General features: G+C 65.9%; 24 protein-coding genes, 1 tRNA gene and 1 pseudogene. 8 read left to right on the top strand and 18 right to left on the bottom strand.

Annotated features, from left to right (window positions below; all coding sequences use genetic code 11):
• Positions 1–56: 56 nt before the first annotated feature.
• From gjpA to Y900_RS17885, 8 genes and pseudogenes are all read right to left on the bottom strand, one after another.
• Positions 57–1250 carry an outer membrane porin GjpA gene (gene gjpA, locus Y900_RS17920; protein ID WP_131536209.1) on the bottom strand — a complete coding sequence of 398 codons (1194 nt, stop codon included), beginning with the start codon at positions 1248–1250 and terminating at the stop codon, positions 57–59.
• A gap of 225 nt (positions 1251–1475) precedes the next feature.
• Positions 1476–1898 (bottom strand): annotated as a pseudogene (locus tag Y900_RS31005) (L,D-transpeptidase); the annotation flags it as partial.
• Between the two features lie 41 nt (positions 1899–1939).
• Complete coding sequence (locus Y900_RS17910) at positions 1940–2758, bottom strand: CbtA family protein (RefSeq protein ID WP_081845155.1); 819 nt, start codon at positions 2756–2758, stop codon at positions 1940–1942.
• Complete coding sequence (locus Y900_RS17905) at positions 2749–2973, bottom strand: CbtB domain-containing protein (protein WP_036343583.1); 225 nt, start codon at positions 2971–2973, stop codon at positions 2749–2751. The genes Y900_RS17910 and Y900_RS17905 overlap by 10 nt, the downstream gene beginning before the upstream one ends.
• Before the next feature lie 18 nt (positions 2974–2991).
• Positions 2992–3303, bottom strand: a complete 312-nt coding sequence (locus tag Y900_RS17900; protein WP_036343581.1) for a nitrile hydratase accessory protein — start codon at positions 3301–3303, stop codon at positions 2992–2994.
• A complete protein-coding gene (gene nthA / locus Y900_RS17895; RefSeq protein ID WP_036343579.1) occupies positions 3300–3920 on the bottom strand; it encodes a nitrile hydratase subunit alpha in 621 nt (206 codons plus the stop codon). The genes Y900_RS17900 and nthA overlap by 4 nt, the downstream gene beginning before the upstream one ends.
• Positions 3917–4654: a nitrile hydratase subunit beta gene (nthB, locus tag Y900_RS17890; RefSeq protein WP_036343578.1), complete on the bottom strand. Its 738-nt coding sequence runs from the start codon at positions 4652–4654 to the stop codon at positions 3917–3919. Before nthB ends, nthA begins: the two co-directional genes overlap by 4 nt.
• On the bottom strand, positions 4654–5184 hold the full coding sequence (locus Y900_RS17885) for a DUF1097 domain-containing protein (RefSeq protein ID WP_036343576.1): 531 nt from the start codon (positions 5182–5184) through the stop codon (positions 4654–4656). Before Y900_RS17885 ends, nthB begins: the two co-directional genes overlap by 1 nt.
• Positions 5185–5503: 319 nt before the next feature.
• Between Y900_RS17885 and Y900_RS17880 the strand changes: the two genes are divergently transcribed.
• The 3 genes from Y900_RS17880 to Y900_RS17870 all read left to right on the top strand — a co-directional run bounded on the left by Y900_RS17880 (position 5504) and on the right by Y900_RS17870 (position 7667).
• The gene (locus tag Y900_RS17880; protein ID WP_036347134.1) at positions 5504–6502 is read left to right on the top strand and encodes a GlxA family transcriptional regulator; all 999 of its coding nucleotides are present in this window, start codon (positions 5504–5506) and stop codon (positions 6500–6502) included.
• Between the two features lie 139 nt (positions 6503–6641).
• Positions 6642–7349 (top strand): hypothetical protein, encoded by a 708-nt coding sequence (locus Y900_RS33095; protein WP_131536207.1) that lies wholly within the window; start codon positions 6642–6644, stop codon positions 7347–7349.
• Between the two features lie 84 nt (positions 7350–7433).
• On the top strand, positions 7434–7667 hold the full coding sequence (locus tag Y900_RS17870; RefSeq protein WP_051660127.1) for a hypothetical protein: 234 nt from the start codon (positions 7434–7436) through the stop codon (positions 7665–7667).
• A 40-nt stretch (positions 7668–7707) separates the two neighbouring features.
• Here the strand turns inward: Y900_RS17870 and Y900_RS17865 are convergent, their stop codons facing one another.
• The 7 genes from Y900_RS17865 to Y900_RS17835 form a co-directional block, all read right to left on the bottom strand.
• On the bottom strand, positions 7708–8502 hold the full coding sequence (locus tag Y900_RS17865) for a glycoside hydrolase family 16 protein (protein WP_036347129.1): 795 nt from the start codon (positions 8500–8502) through the stop codon (positions 7708–7710).
• 52 nt (positions 8503–8554) lie between these two features.
• Positions 8555–8944: a YchJ family protein gene (locus tag Y900_RS17860; RefSeq protein ID WP_036343573.1), complete on the bottom strand. Its 390-nt coding sequence runs from the start codon at positions 8942–8944 to the stop codon at positions 8555–8557.
• 20 nt (positions 8945–8964) lie between these two features.
• Positions 8965–9867, bottom strand: a complete 903-nt coding sequence (locus Y900_RS17855) for an NAD-dependent epimerase/dehydratase family protein (protein ID WP_036343572.1) — start codon at positions 9865–9867, stop codon at positions 8965–8967.
• 191 nt (positions 9868–10058) lie between these two features.
• Positions 10059–11015, bottom strand: coding sequence for a mechanosensitive ion channel family protein (locus Y900_RS17850; protein WP_036343571.1), 957 nt, complete (start codon positions 11013–11015; stop codon positions 10059–10061).
• Positions 11016–11290: 275 nt separating this feature from the next.
• Positions 11291–12508, bottom strand: coding sequence for a hypothetical protein (locus Y900_RS17845; RefSeq protein ID WP_036343570.1), 1218 nt, complete (start codon positions 12506–12508; stop codon positions 11291–11293).
• A 498-nt stretch (positions 12509–13006) separates the two neighbouring features.
• A tRNA-Leu gene (locus Y900_RS17840) sits at positions 13007–13080 on the bottom strand.
• 348 nt (positions 13081–13428) lie between these two features.
• The gene (locus Y900_RS17835) at positions 13429–14805 is read right to left on the bottom strand and encodes a cation:dicarboxylate symporter family transporter (protein WP_036343569.1); all 1377 of its coding nucleotides are present in this window, start codon (positions 14803–14805) and stop codon (positions 13429–13431) included.
• A gap of 167 nt (positions 14806–14972) precedes the next feature.
• Between Y900_RS17835 and Y900_RS17830 the strand changes: the two genes are divergently transcribed.
• The 5 genes from Y900_RS17830 to mmsB all read left to right on the top strand — a co-directional run bounded on the left by Y900_RS17830 (position 14973) and on the right by mmsB (position 20806).
• On the top strand, positions 14973–16445 hold the full coding sequence (locus Y900_RS17830; RefSeq protein WP_081845332.1) for a sensor histidine kinase: 1473 nt from the start codon (positions 14973–14975) through the stop codon (positions 16443–16445).
• Positions 16442–17119, top strand: coding sequence for a response regulator (locus tag Y900_RS17825; protein ID WP_036343567.1), 678 nt, complete (start codon positions 16442–16444; stop codon positions 17117–17119). Before Y900_RS17830 ends, Y900_RS17825 begins: the two co-directional genes overlap by 4 nt.
• 94 nt (positions 17120–17213) lie before the next feature.
• Entirely contained in the window at positions 17214–18734 is a 1521-nt protein-coding gene (locus Y900_RS17820) for a CoA-acylating methylmalonate-semialdehyde dehydrogenase (RefSeq protein ID WP_036343566.1), read from the top strand.
• A 7-nt stretch (positions 18735–18741) separates the two neighbouring features.
• The gene (locus tag Y900_RS17815) at positions 18742–19920 is read left to right on the top strand and encodes an acyl-CoA dehydrogenase family protein (protein ID WP_036343565.1); all 1179 of its coding nucleotides are present in this window, start codon (positions 18742–18744) and stop codon (positions 19918–19920) included.
• Positions 19921–19936: 16 nt separating this feature from the next.
• Entirely contained in the window at positions 19937–20806 is an 870-nt protein-coding gene (mmsB, locus tag Y900_RS17810; protein ID WP_036343564.1) for a 3-hydroxyisobutyrate dehydrogenase, read from the top strand.
• Here mmsB and Y900_RS17805 read toward each other — a convergent pair.
• From Y900_RS17805 to Y900_RS17795, 3 genes are read right to left on the bottom strand one after another with little or no spacing between them, the layout of a single operon-like run.
• Positions 20803–21312, bottom strand: coding sequence for a MarR family transcriptional regulator (locus tag Y900_RS17805; protein WP_036347127.1), 510 nt, complete (start codon positions 21310–21312; stop codon positions 20803–20805). The genes mmsB and Y900_RS17805 overlap by 4 nt on opposite strands.
• A gap of 28 nt (positions 21313–21340) precedes the next feature.
• On the bottom strand, positions 21341–22054 hold the full coding sequence (locus tag Y900_RS17800; RefSeq protein WP_036343561.1) for an anti-sigma factor family protein: 714 nt from the start codon (positions 22052–22054) through the stop codon (positions 21341–21343).
• Positions 22051–22566, bottom strand: coding sequence for a sigma-70 family RNA polymerase sigma factor (locus Y900_RS17795; protein ID WP_036343559.1), 516 nt, complete (start codon positions 22564–22566; stop codon positions 22051–22053). The genes Y900_RS17800 and Y900_RS17795 overlap by 4 nt, the downstream gene beginning before the upstream one ends.
• Between the last annotated feature and the right edge of the window lie 96 nt (positions 22567–22662).

The following is a 22662-nucleotide window of genomic DNA, read 5'->3' as shown; positions in this document are numbered from 1 at the left end:
AACGTGGCCCTGGCGCGCCGAGGCCCGGCCACCGAGTTTGGATCACTGACCGGCGGTTACCCGGCTGCAGCTTTCGCCGGCGCCTTCGCCCGGGCGCTGGACCCCTTGCCGGACCCGGCTGCCGCCGGGGTGCGCTTGGCGGCGGTGTTGCCGCGAGCCCCGACATTACTTCCCGTGCTCGCCTTGACCTGACGATTCGTGGTCGCCTTGGTCGTGATCGGCGTCGTCACGGTTGGCGTTGGCACGGAGGCCAGGACGGACCTCGGCACCTCGTTGGCCGCCGCCAAACCGCTCGGCGCGGCCGCGCTCCGAGCGGCCGCAGCAGTTGCCGGTGCGGTCCACCCGATGGACTTCGCGATGGCACGGGTGAACTCCATGAAGGCGCCGATGGGACCGATCGGATTACCCGTCGCCAGCGGGACGTGGATGTGCAGCACGCCGAGCAGGTCGTTGTCGTAGGCGAAATCCAGCGCGTTGAAGATCGAGCCACCCGGGCTGAGCAGACCGCCAAGCGCAATCCCGACTTTCACGCCGGTCGGGAAGCTCACCCCGATCGCCGGTCCGAACGTCTGCGCCAGCGCCGTGAGATCGACATGCTGGCCGCCATTGAGGAACGCGTCGGTCATCGCCGCCGGGATGTTCGTCAACGTGCTGAGCGCAGCAGCCACATCGGGTGTCGGCGAGGTGAGCTCCGCCCGGATCGCATCCACGCTCGACGCCAACACCAGTAGGGGCCCTAGCACCGGGCCCGCCATGCCGAGTACGACACCGCTCAGCGCGGTGGTCGAGAAGGCCAAGAGCTGCTTTCCGGTGGGAGAAATGCTGAGCTGCAACAGATCTGGGACACCAGGCAGTTGCAGGACCGCGGGCAGCAGTTGGTAGAAGGTCCGGTGAGTGCTGTCCAGGGTGCTCAGATCGGGGGCGGTCGGTGCGGAGAGGGCGGCCCGGAGATGGGTCTGGATCTGGTTGGCGATGGCCGCGAAGTCGGGCAGCTCTTTGAGGTAGGAGATCTGGTTGGCGACGATCTGCTGCAGTACCGGAGCCGGCGCCTCTCGCCAGGTGTCGAACAACGTCTGCGCGCCTTGGCCGGCCCTGGTGAAGATGTCCGTCCAGTCGGTGCTGGCAGCGAGTTGAATCGCGGGCGCCGCGTGGATGTCCAGTGCCGCCGGGGCCGCCGGGCTGATCGCGATGGCGCCGGCTCCGACCACTGCCACCGTGGCGGCAACAAAGGGCCGAGGGACTGCATACATACTGACTCCCCGTCGTCGTGTCACCCCTGACCCATGAGCAACCTACCCCATGGCCGGGGCGGAAAAATTGAATTCGACAGGGATGGGCCGTGTTTGGACCGTTGGACCGGTCCCGCGGCTCCCGGCGTTGTGCCTTCTGGCAAATTACCCAGAGGACCGTGAACGTAGACTTTGCCGCATCTGTTGTCAGCGTGGGTCCCCGTCAGCGAACTGAACGCTATGCCGCTATCGCTGCCAGTCGCTCGAGCCGTCGATCCTGGCGTAGGTGCCGGTGGAGTTTTTCACGATGATGGGATCGCCGGCGCCGAAGTTGTCGTAAAACCAGCGGGCGTTCGCCGGGCTGATGTTGATGCACCCGTGACTGACGTCGCGCTTCCCCTGATCGTCGACCGACCAGGGAGCGCTGTGCACGAAGTTGCCGCTGTCATCGAATCGCACGGCGAGCTAGACCGTCGTCTTGTAGCCGTAGGTGGAGTTGACCGGGACCTCCACCACCCCGTTGCGAGTGATGGTCAGTTGATGGGTGGCACTGTCGGCGGTGGCGATCAGCGTGTCACCGGTGCGGAAGGTGGACACGGTACCGCCCGCGTCGACAGTCACCGCCGCGTGCGCAGGCCAGAAGCTGAGCGGGCGCCACCGCAATTGGGTGCTCTGGGAGTCAGAGTCGCACGACGGATCGACTAGATCAGTCAGGCTGCGACATAACCCATTCCGAACGAGCGCCGTCGGCTGCGGGCGGCCAGCCGGGACAGAAGCGCCCACGTCACGCCGATCGTCGCCCACATCAATGCCTGGTTCAGCAACGAATACACCCGGAAATCGGCCAGCACCTGAGCCGGGAAGCCCTCGATCAGAATGCCGTCCGGTCCGGAGAGCGGGCCGGGCACCTCGTGGAAGCCGGGCAGCACCGTGCAAGCGGCCAGCATGACCGCACCATAGCCACCGGATGCGAGCGCGGCCGCCGGCCAATTCCCCCACCGCCGGGACCACGCCAACCCGGCAGCTGTTGCCACGCACGCCGCAATCACCGAGGCGACCGTGATGGTCAGGAAGGCCGAACTTCGCGCGCCGATGGTCTCTTCCAAACCGACGGTGGGCGGATTCGGCGGATACTTCAGGCCCGGCAGCAACGTGATCGCGCCGAACATTCCCGCCGACAACAGCAGCGCCAGGCCCGTGGGATCGGCCGTGCCGCCGCGTCGTTCGATCGCCGAACGAATCGCGGTGTAGGCCACCACGAACAGCACGCCCATCGCGACGGCGAAGGCGACGATCCCGACAGCGGCACCGACGTTCTCCTGCACCGAGCGACTGAACAGCTCATGACCATGGCCGTGAGCTTCGCCGGCGAGCACGGCCTCGGCGTGTTCGCGATCGCCTTCGTAGGCCACCGCGGTGGAGATCAACGGCGCGATGAGCCACCGGCTGAACGCGAAGCAGACGATGCCGCCCATCACACCGGGTACGAGATAGCGTACAGCTGAGGGCAATTCGGCGGTCAGTGGCACGGGAACCCCAGCAGGTGACGTGCGTCGTGCACGAACTCGTGGATGTGGGTGTCCGAACCGAACACCGACACGGCACCTTGGTCGTACCCGACGAAGTAATAGACGATCAGCGCCAGCAGCGTCAGCACGGCCAACCGCAGCGGGGTGGCGAGACTGTTCGCAGCGGCACGCAGGTCGACACGCGGCGCGCCGAGGGTGGGATTGGCTTCATTCATCGAAAGGTCCTCGCAGTTCTAGTGGTCGTGGTCGTGGGCGAGCGCGTGATCGTTGGCGTCGGTGAGCGGGGGCGCAGTGAGGAGCTCGTGGCGGTCGACGAGCTTCTCGAGTGTGGCAACCCAGTGGTCGTAGTACTCCCATTGCCCCCGTTCGGATTCGGGCCGGCCTTCCCACTCGCCGATCGTCGAGATCAGAGTCTCCTGGAACTCGCTCCAGGGGTAGTGCCGGAACTCCGAGAGCGCGAGCGCCAGTCCGAAGGCGCGGCGCTGCCACTCATGGTCGAACTGCGGTGCGGCCTGATCCGTGGTGCAGGTGTCGTGCAGCTTCATGACGTCGGACCCGCCAATGCCACTCCGATCATCGACTCCGTGGTCACCAGATCCATCAACATCTCGTCGGTGAAATCTTCGGTCCCCGAGGGACGTTCGGGAATGACAAACCACCGGGAGTGGCCGCTGGAGTCCCACACCTTGATCTCAGTGTCGGCGGGTAGCTCCAGGCCCACCTCGGCGAGCACCTTGCGCGGTTCGCGGGCGGCCCGCGACCGGAACGTCGGGTCCTTGTACCAATAGGGCGGCAGGCCGAGCACCGGCCACGGGAAGCACGAGCAGAGCGTGCAGATCACCAGGTTGTGCACACCGGCCGTATTGGCCACCGCCTGCAGGTGTTCGCCCTCGGCGCCGGCCATTCCCTCCGGCAGGTCCAGTTCCGCGACGGCCGCCGGGGTGTCGACCACTACCTTCGCAGCGAATTCGGGATCAGTCCAGGCCTTTACGACGATCTTCTTGCCGTTGAGCGGCGTCATCTCGGTCTCGAAGTAGGCCAGCACCTTGTCCACGGTCTGCGGTGTGATGACGCCCTTCTCGATGAGCAGCGCCTCGAGTGCGGCCACCTGCTTGGCGCTGATCTCTTCGCGGTCGGGCGGGTAGGCGAACTGTCCGGTCATGCTTTCTCCTCGATCGGTGCCAAATAGGCTTCGAACAACTCGGCGTAGAGCTTCAGTGGGCCGCCCTCGGCGCGCGGGCCCCAGATCGCGGCCGGATCGAATTCGACGATGTAAATCGGCATCGGGTCGCCGATGCCGTCGCCGGTGTGGGTGAAATAGCCGTAGTCACCCTCGAATACGCGTTCCACGGTGCCGACGCGTTCACGCAGGTAGCCCGGCAACCGGCTATGTGCGTCAGCGGGAACATTGGTGATGCGTACCTGCGAGCCGACCGTGAACTTCGGGTGCGCGATGTCACGGCGCGGGCTGTCCCCTAGGCGCAGATAGGCGATCACCTGGTCGTCGATCGCCGGACGGTCGTCGGCGTCGGTGCCCGAGCCGTCCTCGGCCATCCGTTCAGCGAGCTCTTCCTCGGTCACATAGCCCTTGTCGATGAAGAACTGGGTGATGCCGCCCAGCCACTTCTCGTAATAGCGAAACTTGAAGTAGTCGAACGGGTTCATCGCCTCAGCGCCGGTACGCAGGTCGGCCCACGTCCACTCGTCTGCGAAGGCCGTGGGCACTTCGTCGATGGGATACCCCGGCAACGCGGCACCGAGATGGTTCGACAAGCCCATCATCGCGACGTGGATGCCGAAGATGCGCTTCTCCCACTCCTCGACGAAGACCCGCTTCTCCAGGGTCAACGGCTCGGGCAGGCCTTCGAGGCCGCCGAGATAATGCTGCAGTTTCATCAGGCCGGGCTTCCTTCCGTGTGCGGGGGTGCGGTGTCTGCGACCGACTTCTTGGTCATGGCGGTTGCCAGGTATTCGGAAAGCAGGCCAAAGGACGCTCCGAGGACGCAGGCCACCGCGGCGACGAGCCCGGGGTGCGAGATGGTGGTGACGGTGACGTCGTTGCCTCGGCCGGCGACCGTCGACACCGTGGAGGCGAATCCGACGACGACGGCGGGAGTTGCGGCCAACAGCGGCACCCACGACGCCTGCACCATGACAGCGCTACCTACACCCACGGCGATTGCGGTCACCAGCAGGCTGCCGCCCATCAGGTAGGCGGCGTAGAGGCTGGCCGAGGCGATGATCACGCCGACGATGTTCGACGCGACCGACCGAACCCAGCCGGCGACGCCGCCACCGACGAAGAAGAACGAAGCCCACGCCAAGAACACCACCCAGATCGGCACGGTGATGACCTCGGCAGTGAACGCGACTGCCACGCCGCCGAGCACGCCAATGCTCAGCGTCAAGGCTGTCCGAGAATCCATGGCCCACCTTCTTCGAGGGTTGATGACTCGCTTCGGCACCGGAGCGGAGTACGGTGAAATCAGCCTCAGCCCAGAGGGTTTCAGCCGCGTTACGGCACGGTTGCCCGGCCCGTCAGCTCCGGACACGAAACGCGCAATTCCGGACTTCGCGGTGCTGTGCCACTGTTCGCGTTGCCGTCGCACCCCGGGGCCGCTACGTTGACTTCACCTCGGATGGGTCACGAGAGGACAGCACCGGGTGTCAGGCGAGCACAGTTCACAGCGGCCCACCGCCGCAGGGCGTCGACCGGCGAATGCGCAGGGATCACAGGCGCCCAAAATCGTCGTGTTCGCACTGTACGACAAAGTGACGCTACAAGATGTAGCCGCGCCGCTTGAAATATTCGCGCGGGCAAACGATTTCGGCGCGCGATACCAGGTGATCCTGGCCTCGCTGACCGGTGAAGCTGTCAACACGACCTCGTTCGTCACGCTCAAAGTCGACGTCCCGCTGGCCGAGGTGCCGGACCGGATCGACACCTTGATCGTGCCGGGCGGGGTGCCACCGGACTTCCGCTTCACCCCCGGCGAGCACGACATCCCCGAAGAGCAGACACCGGACGTCGTGGCATCGGCCTTGGAGATGGTGGGCGAGCTGGCTCCGCGGGCGCGCAGGGTGGCCTCGGTCTGCACCGGCGCGTTCGTGCTCGCGGCCCTGGGCTTACTCGAAGGCCGCCGTGCGACCACCCATTGGGCGCATTGCCAGGAGTTGGCACGCACCTACCCCGAGATCGAGGTGGTGCCGGATTCGTTGTTCGTCCAGGACGGCCCGTACATCACCGGGGCCGGAATCAGCGCGGGCGTCGACCTCGGTCTGGCCATGGTCGAAAGCGACTACGGCCCCGACGTGGCCCGGCGGGTGGCGCGTTGGATGGTGGTGTTCCTGCAACGCCCCGGGGGCCAGGCCCAGTTCAGCGTCTGGACCGAGGCGGCCTCGCCGGTATCTCGCGGGCTTCGCGAGATACTCGACTCCGTCGTGACCGATCCGGCAGCCGATCATTCGATCGCGTCGATGGCCGAACGTGCCGCCGTCAGCGAGCGGCACCTGGTTCGGATGTTCCGCGAGCAGGTCGGATTGACACCGTCGCGATTCGTTGAGCAGGCCCGATTGGAAGCGGCGAAAGTACTGCTGGCCACCGGCGATCACGGTCAAGAAACTGTCGCGCGGCGGGCCGGCTTCGGGTCGGCGGACACCATGCGCCGCACCTTCCGCCGCGCATTAGGCGTGTCACCGAGCTCCTACCGGAGCCGCTTTCGCACGACCGGAATCCATCGCTAGGTCCTTTATCTGGCCCCTCGGGTGCCAGAGTGAAAATTGAATACAACACAGCAAGCACGGATATATTTGCTTAGGCGTCAACACGTGGCTACAGTCACAGCCGGGTTGGGTACTACCTCGGCATATTAAGGACCGGATCGTGAAATCGAGCATCAGCCCGTCAATATCAGCAAAGATTTGTGCCGTATGCATTGGAGGGCCGGTGGTCGCCCTCGTGATCGGGGCGCCTGTCGCCCTGGCGGCGCCGTCGAGCGGAACCGGCGCCGCGCACAAGCAGGCATCGTCGGAGAACTCGAGCAGCAGTGCAAAGCGGCACCCACATCTGAACGCGGCCGCGGATCCGCAGCCCAAGCCCGACTTTGCCGTCTCATTCAACGGACGCACCGTCGTCCAGTACGGCAGCGCGACGGCGACATCGGATCCCGGATTCAATTTGGCGGTGGCAGGCGCGGGCAGCAGCGCGAACGCCGGCGGCGGCCTCTTCAATTTCGCGGTGGCGGATCACAACAGCACGGCCGACGCGACCGGCGGGATCCTGAACTTCGCCAGTGCCGACTACGGTAGCCAGGCAATCGCGCACGATGGGCTCTTCACCGTGGCCACGGCCCAAAATGGCAGTACCGCAACGATTACCGGCGGAAAACTCAACATCGCCGATGCCAGCAACGGCAGCACGGCATCGGTGAGCGGCGGTGACCGGAATCAGGCGATCGCAGACGGCAGCGGCAGCGTGGCGTTCGCCGGCAACGGCAGCAACAACGAGGCGACCGCATACTGCGGCTCGCACGCCGATGCCAGTGGTGGCGACAATCTTTTCGTGACCACACCGGCCGGCGGCTGCCAGTAAGGCTCGCCATCGTACCCACCGGCGCGGTACCGATTCCACGTCGTGGCTGTTTTCCCTCGGCGGATCGTGGGCATTAGAGGACACATGAACAAGCTCGCCCGAGTTCGGCATGCCGAGCAGCGCGTCGTCAAAACCCAACGACGGGTCTGGCTGGCGCAAGTCTTGATGTGGCCCACGATCATCGTCGGCGCCGTCGTGTCAGTGGGTGTGGGCGTGTGGTTCATTCAGCGCCGATCGGGCGGTGGACGGCACGAGATGCCGGAGACTCCCGGAGCGCATGAAGCAGGAATTGTCGATGCGCCAAGCGGCGGCGGGTAGCGGCGCAGACCTGAAGTCGACTGCCCCGCAGTAGCTTTCGCTACCAGATTCGAATCCAATCGATGAGCATCGCCGCCGGCCAGGTACCCAGCGAAGGATCCCCACCGCCCGGTCCACCAACCGCGAGGGTGAACATCGGCGCCAGCCAATAACCGGGATTGTTGAACGGCCAGCGCAAGTCAGTCGGGTTGCCGTGCACGGGGATGGGCTTCGGCGGCACGGTGAAGTACGGCTTCGCGCCGTCGACATAGTCGCGCCAGAACTTGAACCCGTCAGCGTCCCAACGCATCCGCCAGGTATGCCAGCCGCCGTCGACCAGTCCGGCAATCGACTTGCTTTCCCACGTCTTGCCGTTCGATGCCGCATGGACGGTGGTGCCCGGGGCCCAGCTGCGGTTGCCGTAGTACTCGAAGATGTCGACCTCGCCGTCGGGCAGCGGGTCTTCGTTGACCGCCCAGTACGCGGGCCAGGCACCTGCGGTCAAGCAGTCGAGCTTGGCTCGCGCTTCCCAGGTGTGCCCCATGGGGACTCGCCAGTTTCCCCGCACCTTTCCGCTGAAGTACTGGTCGTCCTCGTGGGTGGCGAGAAGCACGAGGTTGGAGTTTCCGTCGAGAAAGACGTTGCGCCGGTCGTCGCGGTACTGGCTATCGACGGGTGGCCAGACGTCGTCCTGCCAGTTCTGAATCGACCAATTCGCGGGATTGGGGGCCGACCCCGACGGTCCGTCGAAGTCGTCCTGGAACAGGTAGGGGGCCTCCGCGTGTGCACTGGGGAGCGGGAGCGCAGCGGCCAGCAGGCCCAGCCCCGACATCAACATCATGCTTCGACGGTCCAATTCGGGCACGGCTCGACCATAAAGCAGCGGCCGCGCTCGGGCGCGGATTTGGTCAGTCGAAGATGTCCCCGTCCAGGTAGAACCAGCGGCGGGCTCGCACGGCGAAGCGAGACCGCTCGTGTAACACCCCAGTTCGAAGGCCTTGTCGGTACTGCGCCCGGAACTCCACTACGCCGGTTTCGTCACCTGGCTGACCATCGACGGTGTCGACGATCTCCAGCCCGATCCAGGTCAGTCCGTCGGTCGCAGTGAGCGAGTCGGGGCGGGTGCGCGGATGCCAGGTCCGCCAGACGTAGTCAAGGTCGCCGACGGCGTAGGCGCTGTATCGCGACCGCATCAGCTGTTCGGCGGTGCCGGCCGGGCTCTCGCCACGGTGCAGCGGCAGGCAACAGCGGCCGAGCGGTGCACCGGAGCCGCATGGGCACGCATCGGTCGGCCGCATGCACTCAGTGTGGCAATCGCTTACGCGCCGACCAGCTCCGGGCGGAACTTGACTGCCATCCGCCGCATCCCGTCGCGCCAGTCGACGGTGGTGCCCCCGACGAGCTCATGCATCTTGGTGACGTCCAACGGATTGCCGCGCAGCGCTTGATCGCTTTCCTCGAAGACCGGTTCCGTGCCGACGAGCGATCCCAGGAAGGTACACCATTCTTGGACGCTGACGTATTGGTCGCCGCCCCAGTTGACGGTGGTGGCCGGAACTGACGCCACCTCAAGCAGTTTCGGGATCATCGCGATGATGTCGTCTTCATGGATCGGGTTGTAGACAGCCGGTCCGCCGGGCGGGACGGGGACGGGCATGCCGCTGAGCATCATCTCCATCTGGAAGTACGGCCAGCCGCCGTTGTCGCCGTAGGGAACGTTGAGGCGCGCGATCGTGGTCGGTACGCCAAGGGCGCGTGCCATGGTCGCGACGACGGTCTCACCGGCGATCTTGGTGATCGAGTAGGTCGGCAGCAGGCTCTTGTGATTGTCGCCGTAGACCGTGCGTTCGGTCCGGGGCTCGTCGCCGGGCGGGTCGTAGACTGCGCCGGATGAACAGTGCAGGAACGCCTTTGCGCTGCGACAGTGCGCCATGAGAAGACCAGCCGATTCCGCGTTGGCGGCGAGGTCTTTGTCCCACCGACCGCTCTTGGCCACCGCCAAGTTCAGGACGTAGTCGAAATCCGACGGCAGCCCGGTGAAGTCCCCGGCCGCCATGTTGACGGTCTCACAGCGGACGCCGGCCTTCTCCAGGCTGCTCCTGACGGCCGCGTCGGTGAATCGGGCGATGCCCCAGACCTCGTTGTCCGGCGCCATCGCGAGGGCGACAGGGGTGGCGACCTGGCCACTCACTCCGGTGATCAGAATCTTGGATCCGCGCATCGGCTGATGGTAGGCACGCCGATGGTTCGGACGATCGATTTTGTCCCAGTGGGATGAAACCCCTCACTCAGCCACACTCCTGTTCGCGCCCAGCGCCGCCGCTGAACGGATCCCTGGAGCAGAAGACGCCATCGCCAACGCCGATATCCGCGGGGAGCGCTCGTCTTCAGCGCTAACCGCCCCGTCTCGCCTCACTTCTCGGCGCTCCCGCCCACCACCGCGTGGATGCGCCCCCGCGGATATGGCAGCTCGACGCCGTTTTCGTCGTACGCCTGCAAGATCTCCCGCAGCAGGCGGCGCTGCACCGACCATTGCGCGCCCGGCCTCGTCTTCAACGTCATCCGCAGCCTCAGCAGATCCGGGGCAAGTTCCTGTACGCCGAGCATCTCAGGCTCGCCGAGCACCTTTGCGCCCACTGTCGGATCCTCGATAGCCTGAGCGGCCGCGTCCAGCGCCACCTGCTCCGCCCGCTCGACGTCGGCCGTCAACGCGACCGGCACCTCGATACGGGCCACCGCGTATTCCTGGCTCATGTTGCCGACGCGGGAGATCTCCCCATTACGGACGTACCACAGCGTGCCATCGATGTCGCGGACGGTGGTGATGCGCAGACCGACGCTTTCGACCTCGCCGCTCATCTCGCCGAGGTCGACCACATCACCCACCCCGTATTGGTCCTCGAGCAGCATGAACACGCCGCTGACGAAATCGCGCACGAGATTCTGGGCACCAAATCCGATCGCGAGGCCAATCACGCCGGCCGAGGCGATGAACGGCGCGAGATTCACCCCCACCACGTTGAGAGCTGCCAGCACCAACCACGACAGCAGAATTATCGACACGGTGGATTTGAGGACGGAACCGATCGTGTGAGCACGCTGCTTCCGTCGAGTGCCGGCTTGATCGCTGATGGTCGTCACCGGGACGTCAGGACGAAGGCGCCGTAGCAAGGTCGGCTTCGTGTCCTGGGGCCGCTCCTCGACGCTGCTCTTGCCGCTCCGGCGGGTCGTGGCACGGTCGATCATCCGGTGCAGCAGATACCGGACTAACAGCACGACGCTCAGGTACGCCGCCAGGCGGATCGGCACCTCGACGAGCCAGTGCTGAGTTGTGTCCGTCCATTCCAAGGCCAAGTTACGTGCGTCCATGTTCACGACGTTACGTACCCGGAGAGCCGGACAGGTTCACCTCCCGTGGGCACGGACACGGATTCAGTCGGGGCTGCATGCCGATCAGCTCGGGCCACTCGCTGTGCGCCGCCGGTGGGGAGCCCATCCTCTCCCACTGTCACAGCCCTAGTGAAAATTGAGACACACGAAGGCTTTTCGGCCCGACTGAGGCCTATCCGCCGCGGCGCCTCGCGGCGACGCCAAAGCGCCGGTCGCTCCCTCATCGGGGAGCGACCGGCGCTCAGCGGTCACACTTACTTGCCGGCCTTCGCGGGCCTGCCGGACTTGCCCGATGAACTCTTCTTGCCGCTCCCGGCCTTCGAATCGTGACCGCCGGCGGACGAGGATCCCGCCTTGGTGTCGCTCGACGAATCCGAATTGCCGGTGGCCGAATCGGTTGCCGCGGCCGGGGTGGCTTTGGTGCTGGCCTTCGTGGAACCCGTGCTGCCGGTGGCGGATTCGGTCGCGTCAGCATCTGCTGCGGTGTCGCCAGCCGCGCTGTCAGACGGCGCCTTGATGGCACCACGGGCTGCCGATGCCGTGCCGGTTGTCTCCGGGGCGGCGGTCGACAGCGTCACAGTCTTGGCCGCGGCGGGCACTTTGGCCGCGCTGATAGCAGCCGTAGCCGGCGGGGTGGCCCCGATGGCTTGGGCGATGACGTCCCGCAGCTGGAGCAGGCTGGCGATCGGTCCGCTGCCAAGGAACCCGAAGTTGGGGTCGTAGGGCGTCAGGAGGCCCGGAGCGGGCAGCAATCCGAGGACTGTGCCCGACCCGTTCAGGAAGCCGCCGACCAGATTCGCGGGGAGGTTCACCAGAGCGTTGATGACGCCAGCCGGATCTTTGGCGACCGCTGCGTCGTACACATCCTGGACTGTCTGCACGGCGGCGTTGATCGTCGACACCAGCGGGAACGTCATCGGCAGGACCACCTGGAACACCGTGTTGGGCAGTGTGGCGAAGGCCTTGGCGAAGTTGTTCACCGTGTTCACCAGGGGGACGGTCGAATCCGAAACGATCGTAACGAGGTTCAGCGCGAGCGGGATCACGATCTGGTTGTTGAAGGTGTCGAACGCGCCCACGATGTCACCGCTTTGGAGCTGGCCGCGAGCGGTCTCGATCGCACCGGGGGCGCCTTGGAAGATCAGCTTGAGGTTCGCCGCGTCATTGTTATAGGCCGTTTGCAAGGCCTTCAGGCTCGCGAGCTGGTTGGCGAGCACCTGGCTGAGGATGGGGGCAGGATCGGCGGCGAACTGCTGGCCAAGGGCGCCGAGGTTTGCTGCAGACTTCTGGAAGACCTGAACCCAGTTCTCGATCGGATTGATCGCGGCGCTGAGCTCGACACTGACCGACGACACCGACCGCTGCAGGGCATGAGCGTCCGGCATCGGCGGAGCGAGCGGCGAGATCGCGATGACACTCGCTCCGACAAGCGCAACACCTGCGGTGGCGTACGGACGAACAGCAGCGTTCATGACTCTCCTTCGAAGAAATTTGCCCCCTAAGCGCCAAAACGTAGCGCACCTTACTCATCAGTAAGTAGAGGTTTTGGAAACTTTCTTGCGCGTCGAAAGGACCGCAGATAGCTGCGCCAGATACCGACAGGTGCGGTCAACGCCGCTGTTCACGCCACTTCTGACAGTTCTGCGAGGTTGCTGCCCGGTGAACGACAAGAGGCCGGCAGCTACCATTTTCGGTGACCTAACTTACCTGAGGGTAAGATAAACAGTTTGCTGAACCTGTCTTCTAAGTTACCTTTCAGTACCATAACCAGGCTTATATAAAGTAAGCGGCGTTTGCACGTGCCGGTCGACGCCAAGAGGCCCGCAGCGACAGCGACGAGTGCGGACCGCGATCCCAGCCGGCCCGCTGACCCCGCCGACACCGACCGCCACCTACGGTCGAAATGAATTCATCTCGGGGTTTGCTGAGTGGTGAAAATTTTTCGCAGACCTCGTTGCGTCAGTGGTGAGTGCCCCCAGTCGGACTCGAACCGACACTGTGCGGATTTTAAGTCCGCTGCCTCTGCCAATTGGGCTATGGGGGCGCACCGGGCGATCGGCGCGGGATTGACGTTAGCGGGTGTGACCTTCGGGTCCGGCGACCACAGGCCCAACCAGAGCACGAGTCACACTCCAGGTCGCCGCCGGGAACACCACCGGTCTCCAGCGCGTACCCACTGAAGTCATTGGTAACTCACAGCTTTGACCCAGTTCATAGCCGTGATTCACAGCGAGCTCCGCTACGGTGAAGGAGCGACAGGGCCTAGCTCTTCTCGCGGAAAGGCCCGGCGGCCCCCCCGACAGCCGGGCTTTTTCCGTTTCACGACCATTTCCGTCTCACGACGGCACGGCACCCCGGGGGAAGGGCTCCCGGGGTGCCGTGGGCTTGGTGATCAGGCGGCGAGGGCCTCATTCTGCGGCGCAGGCGCATGATCGTTGTCGAGCATGGTCACCTCGTCGAACGGGTCGCGGCCAGACAGCACACCGTTGACCTTGGCCATGTCCACCGTCTTGGTCCACGAACCGACCAGCAGGGTGGCCACCGCGTTGCCGGAGAAGTTCGTCACCGCGCGCGCCTCGGACATGAACCGGTCGATCCCCACGATCAGTCCGACCCCGTCGAGCAGCTCGGGGCGGTGCGCTTGCAGGCCACCGGCCAGCGTCGCCAGCCCGGCCCCGCTCACCCCGGCCGCCCCCTTCGACGCCACGATCATGAACACCAGCAGACCGATCTGCTCCCCCACCGAAAGCGGGTCTCCGAGTGCATCGGCGATGAACAACGATGCCATCGTCAAGTAGATCGCCGTGCCGTCCAGGTTGAACGAATATCCCGTCGGCACAACCACACCCACGGTGCTCTGCTGCACGCCCAGGTGCTCCATCTTCGCGATCAGCCGCGGCAGCGCCGACTCCGACGACGACGTCGCAAAGATCAGTAGGTACTCCCGCGCCAGGTAGCGCACCAGTTTGAAGATCGAAACACCCGACACCATCCGCAGCATCGTCCCCAGAACACCGAAGACGAACACCACGCACGTCAGGTAGAAGCCCAACATCAGCGTCAGCAGGTTGGTCACCGCGCTCCAGCCGGTCAGACCCACCACGTTCGCCATCGCGCCGAACGCACCAATCGGCGCCAGCCACAACACCATTGACAGGACCTTGAACACCAGCCGCTGCAGATGCTCGATCCCACGCAGGATCGGCTCACCCTTGGTGCCCATCGCCTGGATCGCGAACCCGACCAGCAGCGCCACGAACAACCCTTGCAGCACATTGCCGTCGGTGAGCGAGGAGAACAGCGACGTCGGGATGATGTGCTGGATGAAGTCCATCAAACCACCTGACTCATGCGCCTTTTCGGCCAGCTCGGCGCCCTTGGCGGCGGTCGACTCCGACAACTTGAGACTGCTGCCAGGGTGCAGCAGGTTGCCCACCAGCAGGCCGATGCCCAACGCAATCGTCGACATCACCAGGAAGTAGCCGAAAGCCAGGCCGCCGACCTTGCCGACGGTGGCCGCCTTCCGGACCGAGCCGATACCCAGCACGATCGTGCAGAAGATCACCGGGACGATCATCATCTTGATCAGGCTGACGAACATCGTCCCGAGAACTCCGACCTCCTTGCCGACCGACGGGGCCGCCAGGCCCACGGCGACGCCGGCGACCACCGCGAAGATGACAGCCAGGTACAGCCAGTGGGTGCGATCCCGGCGCTTGGACGGCGCGGGCTTGTCGTCGCCGCCTTGGCGATCCACAACCGTGGTCATGAGCGGTTTCCTTCCAGTACTGACAGCGTTGGGTCTGCAAGGATGGTTTACCAGTACGTGACGCAGGTCACGCTTTAGTTCATTACGTTCAGGCGCGGAGGTGAGCAGTGGCCGTACTGCCGCGCTCACTGGCGGGCCAGGCTTTCGCGTTGCAGGCCGCGGTGATCATGCTGGTGGTGATGGCTGGCAGTGCGTTGGCCCTGTTCGATGCCAAACGTCAGGGCGACGAAGCCGCCCGCCAGCAGGTGACGGCGATCGCCGTCGCGCTGGCCGACGCGCCGTCCACCGCCGAAGCAATCGAAACCGGCAACGCAGCACCCGTTCTGCAGCCGGTCACCGAGGCCATCCGCAAGAGCACCGGCATAGCCTTCATCACGATCATGGCGCCCGACCGCACCCGTTTCACCCACACCAATCCCGAGCAGATCGGCCAGAAGTACATCGGGACCATCGAGCCCGCGCTGCGCGGCCAGACCTACACCGAGGTCTACACCGGCACCCTCGGCCCGTCGGTGCGCACCATCGCGCCGATCCGCAGTGAGCGCGGACAGATCATCGGCCTTGTCGCTGCAGGCATCACGCTCGAGAGCCTGTCCGCGCGCTGGCGTTCGCAATGGCTGATGATCGTCGGTGTCGCGGCCGGCGCTCTGGCCCTGTCCTTCGTCGGCATCTGGGCGATCCGCCGGCGTGTCCTACACCAGACCCACGGCTTGGCACCCGACGAGCTGCGGGTGATGTACGACCACCACGACGCCATCCTGCACTCGGTCTCCGAGGGCCTGATCGTGTTGGACCGCAACGGTGTCGCGCTGGTCAACGACGAAGCCCGCCGTCTGCTGGCACTGCCGGCCGGACCCATCACCCGCGCCGACCTACCAGAGTTCCTGCGCGGCAACGACCCCGGAGTGCGCGACGAAGTTCGGCTCACCGACGACCGGGTGCTGGTGGTCAACCGCTCTGCGGTCAGCGCGTCGGAGTCCGAAGTGGTCACCATCCGCGACCGCACCGAATTACAAGGTGCGCTGGGCGAATTGAGTTCGCTGCAGGGTTTCACCGATTCGCTGCGCGCCCAGGCCCACGAGTCGGCCAACAAGCTGCACACCGTCGTCACACTGGTGGAGATGGGCCGTCCCGACGAGGCGGTCAAGTTCGCCACCCAGGAGCTGGCGCTGTCCCAGCAGCTCGTCGACCGGGTCTCCGACGCCGTCAGCGAACCCGCGCTGGTGGCGCTGCTGCTCGGCAAAACCGCAGAGGCCGACGAGCGCGGCATCGAGCTGACCATCACCGAGGAGACCCACCTGCCCGCCGAGGCGCTCCTGAGCCCGCAGGAGATGGTCACCGTGCTGGGCAATCTGGTCGACAACGCGATGGATGCCTGCGACCGCGACGACCCGTGGGTCGAGGTGACCGTCAACCAGAGCGATGAGCGGCTGCAGATCCAGGTCGCCGACAGCGGCCCGGGCATGGACCCAGACACCTTCGCGCGTGCCAGACAGCGCGGCTACTCGACCAAGTCCGACGGCGGCGCCGGACACCAAGGCCTGGGACTCGCCTTGGTCGCCCAGATCGTCAACCGGCACGGCGGCACCCTGAGCGCCGACGTCACCTACGGCTCGGTGGTGACGGTGACCATCCGATGATCACCGTGCTGATCGTTGAGGACGACACCCTCATCGCCGAAGCGCACAACGCGTATCTGTCTCGGCTGCAGGGCTTTACGGTCATCGGTATAGCCAATACCACACGCGATGCGATGCGCATCGCGTCCGAAGCCGAGTCCCCCGTCGACCTGGTGCTGCTCGATCTCGGCCTGCCCGACGCCAGCGGGATCGCGCTGGCCTCGGCGCTGTCCGGTCTTCGCCCCGCGCCGGACATCATCGCGATCACCTCCGAACGCGATCTGGAGATGGTGCGCGCCGCCGTCGCACACGGCGCGCTGGCCTACCTGCTCAAGCCGTTCACGTTCGCGGCGTTCCGCGATCGCCTCGAGCGCTACCGCCGCTACCGCGAAGCGCTGCCGGCGGGCACGGAGGCAGCCAGCCAGGCCGAGGTGGACCGTGCGCTGGCCGAGCTTCGCAGCACCGACAAGTCCGTGGCCCCCAAGGGCGCCGCACCGGGGACCACCGACGAGATCGCCCGCGCGGTCCGTGATCGCGCCGACGGGCTGACGGCCGACGAGGCCGCCAAACTGGTCGGCGTCTCCCGGGTGACGGCCTGGCGCTACCTGGAACGGCTGGCTGACGACGGCACTGTCACCCGCCTGACCGAATACGGCAAGACGGGCCGGCCCAGCACCCGCTATCAGTGGCGCTGAGGTGCCTTCGAGCCCACCGACCCTCTTGCGGAGCCGGTCACGACATTACTAGGATGTCCTAGTATTCAGCGGCCAGGTCAGCCAAGGGGCAGTCATGAGCAGAACCATTCAGCACTTCATCGACGGCAAGCGCAGCAACCTCAGCAGCACGCGCACCGCGGACGTCTTCAACCCCAGCACCGGCGAAGTGCAGGCCCAGGTACTGCTGGCGTCGGCCGCCGACGTCGACACCGCAGTCGCCTCCGCGGTCGAAGCCCAGAAGGAATGGGCCGCATGGAATCCGCAGCGCCGCGCCCGCGTCCTGATGAAGTTCATCGAGCTGGTCAACGCCAACGCCGATGAGCTCGCTGAGCTGCTGTCCATCGAGCACGGCAAGACCGTCCCCGATTCGAAGGGCGACATCCAGCGCGGCATCGAGGTCATCGAATTCGCCATCGGTATCCCGCACTTGCTCAAGGGTGAGTTCACCGAAGGCGCCGGCGGCGGCATCGACGTGTACTCGATCCGCCAGCCGCTCGGTGTCGTCGCCGGCATCACGCCGTTCAACTTCCCGGCGATGATCCCGCTGTGGAAGGCCGGCCCCGCCCTGGCATGCGGTAACGCGTTGATCCTCAAGCCCTCCGAGCGCGACCCCTCCGTTCCCGTCCGCCTTGCCGAGCTGTTCCTCGAAGCCGGTCTGCCGGCCGGTGTGTTCCAGGTGGTCCAGGGAGACAAGGAAGCCGTCGACGCGATCCTGCACCACCCCGACATCAAGGCCGTCGGCTTCGTCGGCAGCTCCGACATCGCGCAGTACATCTACTCCACCGCGGCGGCCAACGGTAAGCGCTCCCAGTGCTTCGGCGGCGCCAAGAATCACATGATCGTCATGCCCGACGCCGACCTGGACCAGGCCGTCGACGCCCTGATCGGCGCCGGTTACGGCAGCGCCGGCGAACGCTGCATGGCCATCAGCGTCGCGGTACCCGTCGGCGAGGAGACGGCAAACCGGTTGCGCGGCAGGCTCGTCGAGCGGATCAACGAGCTGCGTGTCGGGCACAGCCTGGACCCCAAGGCCGACTACGGCCCACTGGTCACCGCCGCCGCGCTCACGCGGGTCCGCGACTATATCGACGCCGGGGTGGCCGCCGGAGCCGAGATCGTGGTCGACGGTCGCGACAAGGCCAGCGACGAGTTGACCTTCGACGACAATAGCCTCGAAGGCGGGTACTTCATCGGACCCACCCTCTTCGACCACGTCACCACCGACATGTCGATCTATACCGACGAGATCTTCGGGCCCGTGCTGTGCATCGTCAGAGCCACGAATTACGAAGAGGCAGTGGCGCTTCCATCTCAGCACGAATACGGCAATGGGGTGGCCATTTTCACCCGCGACGGTGATGCCGCCCGCGACTTCGTGTCCCGGGTTCAGGTCGGCATGGTCGGCGTCAACGTACCGATCCCGGTTCCGGTGTCCTACCACACCTTCGGTGGCTGGAAGCGTTCCGGCTTCGGCGATCTCAACCAGCACGGGCCGCACTCGATCCTCTTCTACACCAAGACCAAGACCGTCACCGAGCGGTGGCCGTCGGGCATCAAGGACGGCGCCGAGTTCGTCATCCCGACGATGAACTAGAGGGGCGATGAGCTTCTTCGCCCTCGACGACGACGATCGCGTGATCGCCGAAACTGCGGCCGCGTTCGCGATCAAACGTCTTGCGCCACATGCCCTGGACTGGGATCACTCCAAGGAGTTCCCGGTGGACGTCCTACGCGAGGCCGCCGAGTTGGGGATGGCCGCCATCTACTGCGCCGAGGACGTCGGCGGCAGCGGCCTCCGGCGCCTGGACGCGGTGCGAATCTTCGAGCAGCTCTCGACCGCCGACCCTGCGCTGGCGGCGTTCCTGTCGATCCACAACATGTGCGCGTGGATGATCGACACCTACGGCACCGACGATCAGCGCAAGTCCTGGATCCCGCGGCTAGCGTCGATGGAGACGATCGCCAGTTACTGCCTGACCGAACCGGGCGCGGGCTCGGATGCCTCGGCGTTGCGCACCAAAGCCGTTCGTGACGGTGACGCCTACGTACTCGACGGAGTCAAGCAGTTCATCTCCGGGGCAGGCACTTCCGATGTGTACGTGGTGATGGCCCGCACCGGTTTCAAAGAGAACGAGTCGGGCCACCGTGGAATTTCTACCTTCATCGTCGAGAAGGACACGCCCGGGCTGAGTTTCGGCGCCCAGGAAGAGAAGATGGGCTGGAACGTGCAGCCCACTGCTCAGGTGATCCTCGACGGTGTGCGGGTACCGGCATCGGCGATGCTCGGCGGACCCGAAGGTGACGGTGGCGGCTTCGGCATCGCGATGAACGGCCTCAACGGTGGCCGGCTCAATATCGCGGCCTGCTCACTGGGCGGCGCGCAAGCCGCCTATGAGAAAGCGGCTAGTTATCTCGCCGACCGGCAGGCCTTCGGCGGGGCGCTGCTCGACGAACCGACCATCCGGTTCACGCTGGCCGACATGGCGACCGCGCTGGAAACCTCGCGGCTGATGTTGTGGCGCGCGGCCGTCGCCTTGGACAACGACGAACCGGACAAGGTCGCGCTGTGCGCGATGGCCAAGCGGTATGTCACCGACGCCTGCTTCGAGGTGGCCGACCAGGCGTTGCAGCTGCACGGCGGTTACGGCTACCTGCGCGAGTACGGGATCGAGAAGATCGTTCGCGATCTGCGGGTGCACCGAATCCTGGAGGGCACCAACGAAATCATGCGCGTGGTCATCGGGCGAGCAGAAGCCGCCCGGGCACGCGCAACGACATGAGGCAAAGGAGCCACACATGACGACGGTCGGTTTCCTGGGGTTGGGCCACATGGGCGGCCCGATGGCGGCCAACCTGGTCAACGCCGGCTACACGGTGCGGGGCTTCGATCCGGTGCCAGCACTACGTGCGGCGGCCGAAGGGAAGGGCGTGACGGTGTTCGACGCCGGCGCCGCCGCGGTCTCTGAGGCAGACGTCGTCATCACCTCACTGCCCAACGGCGCGATCGTGAAAGCCTGCTACGCCGAAGCACTTCCGGCCGCCACTTCAGGTACGTTGTTCATCGACACCTCGACGATCTCCGTCGATGACGCCCGCGAAGTCAACGCGCAGGCCTCGGCCGCCGGGATGGCTCAGCTCGACGCCCCCGTCTCCGGTGGCATCAAGGGCGCCACAGCCGGCACGCTCGCATTCATGGTCGGCGGCGACGCCGACGCGCTGGAGAGGGCCCGACCGGTGCTGGATCCGATGGCCAGCAAGGTGATTCATTGCGGATCGTCGGGTGCCGGCCAGGCCGCCAAGCTGTGCAACAACATGGTGCTGGCCGTGCAGCAGATCGCCGTGGGGGAAGCCTTCGTGCTGGCTGAGAAGCTGGGTCTGTCGGCGCAGTCCCTGTTCGACGTGATCACCGGCGCCACCGGCAACTGCTGGGCGGTCCACACGAACTGCCCTGTGCCCGGCCCTGTTTCGACGTCACCCGCGAACAACAACTTCCAGCCGGGCTTCGCCACCGCGTTGATGAACAAGGACCTCGGGCTGGCGATGGACGCGGTGTCGTCGACCGGCGCCACCGCGCCACTGGGCACCCATGCCGCCGAGATCTACGCCAAATTCGCCGAAGAGCACGCCGACCTGGATTTCAGCGCGGTCATCGAAACCCTGCGTTAGAAATCCCCCGCGTGGTGGCGCAGCGTCTCGATCGACGCGACCAGCGCCCGGGCTTCCGGCGCCGCCATCCCGATATCGGCGAACACCACCTCGTTGAGCGTTGCGGTGGCGTCCTCCACCGTTGAACGCCCCAGGTCGGTGATCTCGACCAGCGTGGTGCGCCCGTCGGTGGGATGCGGCACCCGCCTCACCAAACCGTCGGCCTCCAGCCGGCGGATGGCGTGCGTGACGCTGGTGACGTGCACCTGCAGTCGGTCCGAGGCCTTGGTGATCGGTAACGCCCCGGTGCGACTGAAGGCCAACAGCCGCAACAGTTCGAACCGCGAGAAGCTCAGATCGTAGGGCCGCAACGCGTTCTCCACCCGGGCCAGCAGGATCTGGTGGGCCCGCATCACCGAGGTCACCGCAACCATGCCCTCGGCGACATCACCCCACCCGGCGCGCTCCCAGTTGCGTCGCGCGGCGGCGATCGGGTCCGGCTTGGCGGGTGGGATTGATTCGGCCATCCGCACATTCATACCGCATGGTCGAGACCTACAGGTTGCGCTGCAGCAGTACGTCGCCGGTCTCAGCTTTGACGACCTGGACCGCGGCGATCTTCTCCATCGGCATCGATGTGCTGCCGGTCGGCGAGGCCGACTCCCCTTCGCGCGCCATCCACGTGGCCAGCTGGACCCGGCTGCCGTCGCGACCGACGGCATACATAGCCAGCTTGTCCGCGTCCTCGGTCGCGTCGGCACCGATCTCCTGGTGGTAGGTGCACGTCATCTGGATGTGAGTGCCCCACCCCATCGGAGTGACCTGGATCGTCGCCTCGAACGACGATGGCATCACCGGTGTCATGCTGACCGCCGCGGCCGAGACCTGCGGGGCGGGGGTACGCGCGCTGAACGGGGCGGGCTTGATCGCGACGAACACACCCACGGCCAGCACGGCGGCGGCCACGGCGGCCACCGACCAGGTGATCCACCGGCCCCGGCGGCGACGCCTGCGCACCTCGACCAGCACACCGTCAAGCAGCTGCGGGCGCAACGGCGGCGGTTCCATCCCGCCGGTATCGATGGCGGTCACCTCGTCGGGAGTGAGCATGGCCAGCAGCGCAGGCATGCCGCTGAGTTCACCGACCGACGAACGGCAGCGCACGCATCCGCTGAGGTGCGCTTCGTACTCACGGCGCTCGGTGCTCGACAGCGACCCCAGGACGTAGGCAGCGTCCCATGTCTCGTATGGATCGTGCAGATCCTTCACCGGGTCACCCCCATCTCCTGCAACGTCAGCCGAAGCGCGCGCACCGCGTAGTGCAGCCGCGACTTCACCGTCCCCTCGGCGATCTGGAGGTCCGCCGCGATCTGCGCTGTGGTCCAGCCAAGATAGTAGGAACGGCGAACCACGGCGCGATGATCGGGCGACAGTTGCGCCAGCCCATCGCCGATCAGCAGCCGGTCGAGCGCGCTGTTGACCTCGTCAGGCCCTGCGGGCTCCGGCGCCCCCTCGGTGTTCAGCGAGTCGGTCTCCCGCCGGAAGCGGGCGCTGCGGCGTTCGTCGATGATCATGTTGCGAGCCACCGTGAACAGCCACGCCCGTGCGGAGCGCTCGGCGTCGCCGGCGACCTCCGGATGCTGCCAGGCTCGCAGCAGGGTCTCCTGGACCACGTCCTCCGCGCGGGCCGGATCACCGGTCAGCCGCAGCGCATAGCGCCACAGCGCAGCCGCGTGCTCCTCGTAGAGCACCCGAACCAACGCCGCCTCCGGGTCGTCCATGGTCAACCTCCCGGCTGATACACGTAACCGGCGGGTGTTCGGTTCACAGTGTGCGCTCGGCGCCGGGCGTCCAGCCGCGACATCGATCTCAGGGCC

It is taken from the genome of Mycolicibacterium aromaticivorans JS19b1 = JCM 16368, from assembly GCF_000559085.1.
In the GTDB taxonomy this organism is placed as follows: domain Bacteria; phylum Actinomycetota; class Actinomycetes; order Mycobacteriales; family Mycobacteriaceae; genus Mycobacterium; species Mycobacterium aromaticivorans.
The sequence above is the reverse complement of the archived record's forward strand: the minus strand, read 5'-3'. Positions and strand labels throughout refer to the sequence as shown.

Coding starts and splice junctions, on each gene's coding strand:
- gjpA (WP_131536209.1), bottom strand. CDS start 1,250: ATGTATGCAGTCCCTCGGCCCTTTGTTGCCGCCACGGTGGCAGTGGTC.
- Y900_RS17905 (WP_036343583.1), bottom strand. CDS start 2,973: ATGAATGAAGCCAATCCCACCCTCGGCGCGCCGCGTGTCGACCTGCGT.
- Y900_RS17900 (WP_036343581.1), bottom strand. CDS start 3,303: ATGAAGCTGCACGACACCTGCACCACGGATCAGGCCGCACCGCAGTTC.
- nthA (WP_036343579.1), bottom strand. CDS start 3,920: ATGACCGGACAGTTCGCCTACCCGCCCGACCGCGAAGAGATCAGCGCC.
- nthB (WP_036343578.1), bottom strand. CDS start 4,654: ATGAAACTGCAGCATTATCTCGGCGGCCTCGAAGGCCTGCCCGAGCCG.
- Y900_RS17885 (WP_036343576.1), bottom strand. CDS start 5,184: ATGGATTCTCGGACAGCCTTGACGCTGAGCATTGGCGTGCTCGGCGGC.
- Y900_RS17870 (WP_051660127.1), top strand. CDS start 7,434: ATGAACAAGCTCGCCCGAGTTCGGCATGCCGAGCAGCGCGTCGTCAAA.
- Y900_RS17860 (WP_036343573.1), bottom strand. CDS start 8,944: ATGCGGCCGACCGATGCGTGCCCATGCGGCTCCGGTGCACCGCTCGGC.
- Y900_RS17855 (WP_036343572.1), bottom strand. CDS start 9,867: ATGCGCGGATCCAAGATTCTGATCACCGGAGTGAGTGGCCAGGTCGCC.
- Y900_RS17850 (WP_036343571.1), bottom strand. CDS start 11,015: ATGGACGCACGTAACTTGGCCTTGGAATGGACGGACACAACTCAGCAC.
- Y900_RS17845 (WP_036343570.1), bottom strand. CDS start 12,508: ATGAACGCTGCTGTTCGTCCGTACGCCACCGCAGGTGTTGCGCTTGTC.
- Y900_RS17835 (WP_036343569.1), bottom strand. CDS start 14,805: ATGACCACGGTTGTGGATCGCCAAGGCGGCGACGACAAGCCCGCGCCG.
- Y900_RS17830 (WP_081845332.1), top strand. CDS start 14,973: ATGCTGGTGGTGATGGCTGGCAGTGCGTTGGCCCTGTTCGATGCCAAA.
- Y900_RS17825 (WP_036343567.1), top strand. CDS start 16,442: ATGATCACCGTGCTGATCGTTGAGGACGACACCCTCATCGCCGAAGCG.
- Y900_RS17820 (WP_036343566.1), top strand. CDS start 17,214: ATGAGCAGAACCATTCAGCACTTCATCGACGGCAAGCGCAGCAACCTC.
- Y900_RS17815 (WP_036343565.1), top strand. CDS start 18,742: ATGAGCTTCTTCGCCCTCGACGACGACGATCGCGTGATCGCCGAAACT.
- mmsB (WP_036343564.1), top strand. CDS start 19,937: ATGACGACGGTCGGTTTCCTGGGGTTGGGCCACATGGGCGGCCCGATG.
- Y900_RS17805 (WP_036347127.1), bottom strand. CDS start 21,312: ATGGCCGAATCAATCCCACCCGCCAAGCCGGACCCGATCGCCGCCGCG.
- Y900_RS17795 (WP_036343559.1), bottom strand. CDS start 22,566: ATGGACGACCCGGAGGCGGCGTTGGTTCGGGTGCTCTACGAGGAGCAC.